Source organism: Nitritalea halalkaliphila LW7, from assembly GCF_000265075.1.
GTDB classification, from domain to species: Bacteria; Bacteroidota; Bacteroidia; order Cytophagales; family Cyclobacteriaceae; genus Nitritalea; species Nitritalea halalkaliphila.
This window is the reverse complement of the sequence record NZ_AJYA01000005.1, coordinates 137,662-144,160: the sequence shown is the minus strand read 5'-3', so window position 1 is coordinate 144,160 and position 6,499 is coordinate 137,662. Positions and strand designations below refer to the sequence as shown.

Genomic DNA, 6,499 nt, shown 5'->3' with positions numbered 1-6,499 from the left:
ACATGGACCAGTATGAGGTGACGAATGCCGAGTTTTATGCTTTCGTGGAGGCCACTGGATATGTTACTGTAGCCGAGCGTATAGGAGGGATCATGGCGACCGTTCCCGGTAAAGGGTGGCAAGTATTGAAGGATCATACTTGGAGAACACATCGCTACTACGCTAAGAGGGGCATTCCACTAGATATGGGTACAGAGCCAAAGCTTCAAAACAGGCCGGTTTTAGCCCTAGCACCGGAGGATGTTTTGGCTTATGCCCAGTGGGTGGGCAAGCGGATTCCTACCTATGCTGAGTGGGTACATGCCGCTCGGGCAGGTCAGGAGGATTACGCTTTTCTTTACCCGGGAGGGAATAAGATCAGGCAGGTAGCTTGGTACGAAAAGAACTCTGACAATTACTTTCCTGAGCCAGTGGGAACCAAAGCGCCGAATGAGTTAGGAATTTACGATCTCGCAGGGAACGTGTGTGAGCTTGTCTATTCTGTGAGGAATCCAGGGGAGTTCGTCCTAATAGGGGGGAGCTACATAGATGACCAAGAGACCTGTGAAATCGGCAGGATAACCAATAATGTTCAGCTGAATTGGCCGCTGGATTGGCCTTCAGGCATCTTAGGCATCCGATTGGTGAAAGACCTATAGCTGTAAGCTCCGGGGGAGGGGGTTTCTTGATTACAGGATTTTTTCGTAGGTTCGCTTCCAGCACATGTGTACCTAAAAATGCTTCCTGTTCATGTCTGATTCCCTTTCTTCCCTGGGGAGGGCTGCCGCCCAAAGCCCCTCTCGTGTAGATTTAGCGCTCTACTTCGAGGCCATGCAAAACCGCTACCATCCCACGGAGAATCCTGCGGGTAAGTTGCTTTTAAATGTCGCGGAAAATCTCCTTAACTGGCCCTTTTTACAGGAGCGCCTGCATGCCTTAGCTAAAGAGGAGGCACCACCAGAGTGGGCAGCTACATACGGAGATCCCGCAGGGGTGCCCGAATTTCGTGCGGCTATTGCTGATTTTCTAGGCCAACATCTCTTTGCGCAGGCGCCCCCTGTCGACACCATAGCCACGGCCGTCGGTGCCACCTCCATCATCGAGATGAGTGCTTTTCTGCTCGCTGATCCGGAGGATGTGGCGGCTATTCCTGCTCCTGCTTATCCTGTTTACACTGCTGACTTGCAGGCACTAGCGCGTGTTCGCCGGGTGGATATCCCGCTGGCAGACAGCCTAGAACACCGTGGGCCCTATCTGGATCTTCCGCTTTCGGTGCTGGAGGAGCAGGCTACAGCACTTCGTGCCAAAGGGAAGCGTATGCGCATGCTTATCCTCACCCAGCCCGATAATCCCACTGGAGGCATTTACCGTGAAGCGCAGCTGGAGCAGCTCGCCCAGTGGTGCATGAAACAGCGGGTACACCTGATCGTAAATGAAATTTATGGGCTATCGCAGCTGGATTGGAGCCATCCTGAGCTGGCTTCCCAAGCGCTCGAAAAACCCCATTTTCGTAGTTTTGGGGACATCATGGCGCGGCATCGCAGCCCTATCTTCACCTCTGGTATGCATTTTCTAAGGATCTAGGGCTCTCAGGCTTCCGTGTGGGGGTGCTGCACAGCTATTCAGAAGCACTTATGCAGGCCTTCCGGAATACGGCCCTCACGCATGGTATGTCCAACTACACGCAGTGGATACTGACCCGTCTTTTAGCCGACAAGGTCTTTATGCAGACCTTTTTATCCCGCCATAAAAAGGCCCTAACCGCAGCTTTTGTGCAGGTGGCGCGGGCTTTGGATCAGCTTCAGGTGCCTTATTTCCATGCTGCAGGTAGTTTATTCGCCTGGTTTAGCTTGCGAGACTGCTTTCCCCCTGGCCAAGAGCCGGATGAAGAGGCCCTTTGGCTGCGTATTTACGAAGAAACAGGACTCCTACTTACTCCCACAGCAGGTTTCGGGCACACAGAAAAAGGCTATTTCCGCATGGTCATCAGTGGCCTAAGTCCCGCAGATTTAGACGAGGCCCTACGCCGCTTATGCGCTTTTGTCGTGCGAAACCGTATGCAGCCCTGAGGCTGTAGGCTTTGGCCCGCGGGCCAAAGAAGTCCGCAGTGCTCTCAGCGTCCCACTCAGTTTAAGGACTCGCTTCTACCGCTCGTAAGGATGCATTTTTTGCGCTCGCGGGAAATGGTTACCTTCGGGCACACCATCATAAAATGAAACGCATGAAATACCTGTTACACGCATTGCTTGTTTCCATGCTGCTGGCCGCTTGTTCGGGAGCCGGCACGGAGGCAGATCTAATTTTTACTGGGGGAAAAATTTATACCGTGGAGCCGGATCAACCCGAAGTGGAGGCTGTAGCTGTGAAAGACGGCCTCATCCTAGCCCTGGGCACGCTGGAGGCGCTCGAGGAATATCGCGGTAAGGGTACGCAGGTGATCGATCTGAAGGGGCGCACCATGACGCCGGGCTTTATCGAGTCACATGCCCACCTGCTGGGAATCGGTTATAATAAGCTGGACGTGGACTTGATGTATGTCAAAACCTACGAGGAGCTCGTCGAAAAGGTGGCCGAGGCGGCTAAGGAGATGGCTCCGGGGGAATGGATTACCGGGCGTGGCTGGCATCAGGACAAGTGGATCCAGATGCCGGAGCAGACGGTGAAGGGGTTCCAAACGCACGATGCTTTAAGTGCAGTGACGCCGGATAATCCGGTGTATCTGGCCCATGCTTCTGGCCACGCTTCTTTTGTGAATCAAAAGGCGATGGAGCTGGCGGGCATCACCGTGCTGGGTTCCGAAAATCGGGTGCAAGAGGTAGAAGGAGGAGAAGTTATCCGCGATGCGCAGGGAAATCCTACGGGGGTTCTGGTGGAGCGAGCTTCCTATTTGGTGAGCAAGCTAGTGCCGCAGGACACACCGGAGCGCATGGAGCGCGCCTTAGAGCTGGCGCTGCAGGAACTGGCAGAGAAGGGGATTACTTCTTTCCATGATGCGGGAAGTGGGCAAGATGTTATCGATCTGCTGGCACGTTTTAAAGCGGAAGGGCGTCTCACGGCGCGCATGTACGTGATGCTGACCAGCCGGCAGCCGGAGCTGCTCCAAGAGTGGTATGAGAAGGGGCCTCTTATCGATGAGGACCACATGTTGACGGTGCGCTCGATCAAGTTAAACATGGATGGCGCCTTAGGTCCCTGGGGGGCTTGGCTGCTGGAAGATTATACCGACAAGCCGGGACATCGTGGGCATGAGACCATGCCGATAAACTTGGTGACCGAAGTGGCGGAGAAAGGCTTGGAGTTAGGCTTTCAGGTTTGCTCGCATGCTATCGGCGACCGCACGAATCGCGAGGTACTGGACCGCTATGAGGCAGCTTTCGCGAAATTTCCAGAGGCTAAGGACCACCGGTTCCGCATCGAGCATGCACAGCACTTGCATGTAGACGATATCGACCGATTCGGCGCTATGGGCGTAATCGCTGCGATTCAGGCGATACACTTGAGCTCGGATCGACCGTGGGCGATTTGGCGCCTTGGCCCGAAGCGGATTAAGGATGGGGCGTATGTGTGGCAGAAGCTCCTGCAGTCTGGTGCGGTCATTTCGAATGGCACGGATGCACCTGTGGAGCCTTTAGACCCGATTCCTTCTTATTTTGCGTCTGTGACGCGGCAGACTTTAGCGCGCGAGCCTGAGGAAGGCTTCGAGCCGGATCAGAAGATGAGTCGTGCGGAGGCGTTAAAGTCGTACACGCTCGATGGTGCCTATGCGGAATTTGAGGAAAATTTTAAGGGGAGTTTAGCCGTGGGCAAAGCAGCCGATTTCACCATCTTCGATCAGGATTTGATGACGGTGGCCGATCAGGACTTGTTGAAAACAAAAGTAAAGATGACTGTGGTGGGCGGCAAGATCGTCTATGCTGCAGCAGATTAAGGCGCTGCGCGGGCCGGCTGCATCAGGCGATTTTGCCTTCTGTGTAGAGGTCGTAAGCGGCGATAAGTGTCTGGCGCTCGGGGCTTTGGTTATAGCGTGGGAGTGCCAGCACTTCTTTTCTTTCTTCCAGGTAGAGCACTTGGTAGGCTCCTTCCAGCTCATCCCAGAGGATGGCCATGTAGGCGTAGGGCATTTTAGAGGCGCGTCCGGCTTCGAGCCAGTGGTGGAAGCGTGTTTCAGAGAGGGGAGCAGGGTAGTCGGGGCTTTGGAAGAGCATAAGGAAGATTTTTTAATGGGCCAGCAGGCCGTATGAAGGACGAAAGTACATGCTATTTTTCGCATGACAAGGGGGCATAGGGTTAAAATTTAATCCAACCAACCCCTAAAAACTCGTGATCAGGTTCATCACCCATACGCCATTATCGGCGGCGCGCGGAAAGGCATAGGCCCCCCAGCGATGAAAATAGCCGAAGCCGATGTTATAAAAGCTACTGCCGTTTTTAATCCTTACCAGCTGCGGCAGCTCCACGCCGCTCTCCCAAAAGCCCTTTTCCATGGTCTGAAAGTCAAAAAACTGGTAGCGCTCCACGTTTTCTAAAGTTCCTACCGCATACTGCTGGTGCAGCTTCAGCCGCGGACCGATTAACACATCCCCCAGCTGCCGCTCGATTAGCGGCGCAGTCTGAAAAGCATAGCTGAGATGCAAGCTGCGGTCTGTCAGAAACTCGTACACGTGCATGGTCTGCAAGTAGCCGGGCAGCGAAAGCCCAGCCTCTGAACTCGGCCTCGGATCCTCTGGATCAAGCTCACCACGTATCCCGAAACCGGTCTGTAAAAAGGATAGCGGCACCTGCTCGCCCCAAACGCCATAGCCCGCCAGCTGTACCTGATGCGTAGCCAAGCCCGTCCGCCACTGCTGCTGCACGCGCAGGCGCCGCGCCAAAGCGAGGTTTCTCCCCCTAAAAAGCCGTCCATGGCCCGTGAAACGCGCAGGCTCACGATGGGGTAAGCCGTGCGCCAGCTGATCAACCTGCCCCCTACACGGGAAACTTGCTCGTTCCCCACATAGCGTAGCGTGATGCCCGTTTCCGCATGGCGAAACTGGGTGAGCAGCTCCTCGGAGGTGGGGGCTGTCTCGAAAAAGGTGGGCAATAGGGTCCGGTTCTCTACCAGCGAGAAGAGGCTCAGCTGCAGCCCAGGGAGTGGCCGCTGCTGCACCCGCAGCCCGATATGCTGCACCTGGTCCATGCGGTTACGGCGGAAGCGGCGAAAGACATCACTGCCCGAGCTAAAGGATGGAGCCAATGCAGGTCCTGTTCTCCTATTTCCGCTATATCTCGCCGTGCATCCACGAAAATTCGGGTGTCATAATGGGGCTCTACGGGGACCTCCAGCGTGCCCCCGAACTTCCACGCACGATCACGAAAACCATAACGCGTGTACCCACTCAGCCTAAAGCGGGAGGAAATGCGCTCATTCGTGCGCAGCCCTATCCCCGGCGCGAATCCTTCAAAGGCATTAAAACGCAGCAACTTCAGCGGCTCCACATCCACTGGCCCTAAAGGAATCCCTCCCTGCACTAAAAATTCCACGCCTTTCTCCAAAAACTGCAGCCCTTTCCGCTCATCCGTGTCCAGAGAATCGAAACGCGCATACGTTTCCTGGTCTTTGGCCGTCAAGGTCTCCGGACGCCAAGCGATTTCCTGCTGATAGATTCCTGGCGCCGCTAGCTGACTCTTGATCGTGCCAAAACGGGTTCCAGCAGGTAGCGCACCGACCTCAATAGCACCCAGCGTATGTTCCTGCACGATGGAGGGTAGCCCGAATCTGCCCTCCAGTTCCGGGACTGCATAGACCGTTTGGGTAAACACCGGAAACCAGCGGCCCTCGATGCGGCGGCTCTCCTGCACGATCTGAAGGGTCAGCGCTTGTAGCTCCCCACTGCTGGCGAACTGAAAGCGCGCCAACCCATAGCTTTCCGCGTCGAGGTACAGCACCCCCTCGCCCAGCTGCTGTACTTTGCCCGCCTTGGGCTGAAAACGAACCCGATAAAGGAGTCCCTCTCCCTCTCGGATGCTGTCTTCGAGGTAGTAGTCATACTTGCGCAGGCCCGCCGTAGACAGGGGATTCAGGAGCCCTTCCTCTAAGAAATCGATGTGTTCCTCATAAAAGGAAAAGGGCTGGATTTCCTGCGAGGCCAGAAAAACAATGGGGTTCGAGAGGCCGCTGCTTTGGGAAGAGAGAATGGTGGTGCGCCTGCGACCGGGCTTTTTATACCAGGTTTCGGCCGTGATCTCGGCGATGTATGCATGGTGACGGCTTTCCTCGAACTCGCGCCCCTCTTCGTACCAGGAGGCGGGAATAAAACGAGTAAGCAGGTTTTTTGGTAACTTTCGTAGCGGTAAGAGGGGAGCTTATTGGGGTCGTTTTGCGGCGCAGCCGCAATGGCCCTACGCATCAGCGCTAAGGCGGGATTCTCTCCTGCATAAAAGGTAAATGCTTCCATTTCTAATGGACTCGGCTGCAGCAGAAGCTGGCCACCCTCCGGGAGATCTGCGACCTTCAGCCGCATTTCCTGGTAGCCCACATGGC

6 protein-coding genes and 1 pseudogene are annotated in these 6,499 nt (G+C 55.3%); 4 read left to right on the top strand and 3 right to left on the bottom strand.

Annotation, left to right across the window (positions count from 1 at the left end; genetic code table 11):
* From A3SI_RS02800 to A3SI_RS02790, 4 genes and pseudogenes are all read left to right on the top strand, one after another.
* The coding region (locus tag A3SI_RS02800; RefSeq protein WP_009053537.1) for a formylglycine-generating enzyme family protein at nucleotides 1-638 on the top strand (638 nt) is incomplete at its 5' end.
* A gap of 91 nt (nucleotides 639-729) precedes the next feature.
* Entirely contained in the window at nucleotides 730-1,563 is an 834-nt protein-coding gene (locus A3SI_RS21435; protein WP_009053536.1) for a pyridoxal phosphate-dependent aminotransferase, read from the top strand.
* A gap of 2 nt (nucleotides 1,564-1,565) precedes the next feature.
* Nucleotides 1,566-2,048, top strand: a pseudogene (locus A3SI_RS21430) (aminotransferase class I/II-fold pyridoxal phosphate-dependent enzyme); the annotation flags it as partial.
* A gap of 152 nt (nucleotides 2,049-2,200) precedes the next feature.
* Nucleotides 2,201-3,907 (top strand): amidohydrolase, encoded by a 1,707-nt coding sequence (locus tag A3SI_RS02790; RefSeq protein WP_009053534.1) that lies wholly within the window; start codon nucleotides 2,201-2,203, stop codon nucleotides 3,905-3,907.
* A 22-nt stretch (nucleotides 3,908-3,929) separates the two neighbouring features.
* Here the strand turns inward: A3SI_RS02790 and A3SI_RS02785 are convergent, their stop codons facing one another.
* The 3 genes from A3SI_RS02785 to A3SI_RS02775 all read right to left on the bottom strand — a co-directional run bounded on the left by A3SI_RS02785 (nucleotide 3,930) and on the right by A3SI_RS02775 (nucleotide 6,270).
* Nucleotides 3,930-4,184, bottom strand: a complete 255-nt coding sequence (locus A3SI_RS02785; RefSeq protein WP_009053533.1) for a hypothetical protein — start codon at nucleotides 4,182-4,184, stop codon at nucleotides 3,930-3,932.
* A gap of 105 nt (nucleotides 4,185-4,289) precedes the next feature.
* Nucleotides 4,290-4,850, bottom strand: coding sequence for a hypothetical protein (locus tag A3SI_RS02780; protein WP_040669891.1), 561 nt, complete (start codon nucleotides 4,848-4,850; stop codon nucleotides 4,290-4,292).
* Nucleotides 4,851-5,091: 241 nt separating this feature from the next.
* Entirely contained in the window at nucleotides 5,092-6,270 is a 1,179-nt protein-coding gene (locus A3SI_RS02775) for a DUF5686 family protein (protein ID WP_238531568.1), read from the bottom strand.
* Nucleotides 6,271-6,499 lie beyond the last annotated feature (229 nt).

Bases quoted from the DNA above. Each gene is read 5' to 3' on its own strand.
- A3SI_RS21435 (WP_009053536.1), top strand. From the start codon at position 730: ATGTCTGATTCCCTTTCTTCCCTGGGGAGGGCTGCCGCCCAAAGCCCC.
- A3SI_RS02785 (WP_009053533.1), bottom strand. From the start codon at position 4,184: ATGCTCTTCCAAAGCCCCGACTACCCTGCTCCCCTCTCTGAAACACGC.
- A3SI_RS02790 (WP_009053534.1), top strand. From the start codon at position 2,201: ATGAAATACCTGTTACACGCATTGCTTGTTTCCATGCTGCTGGCCGCT.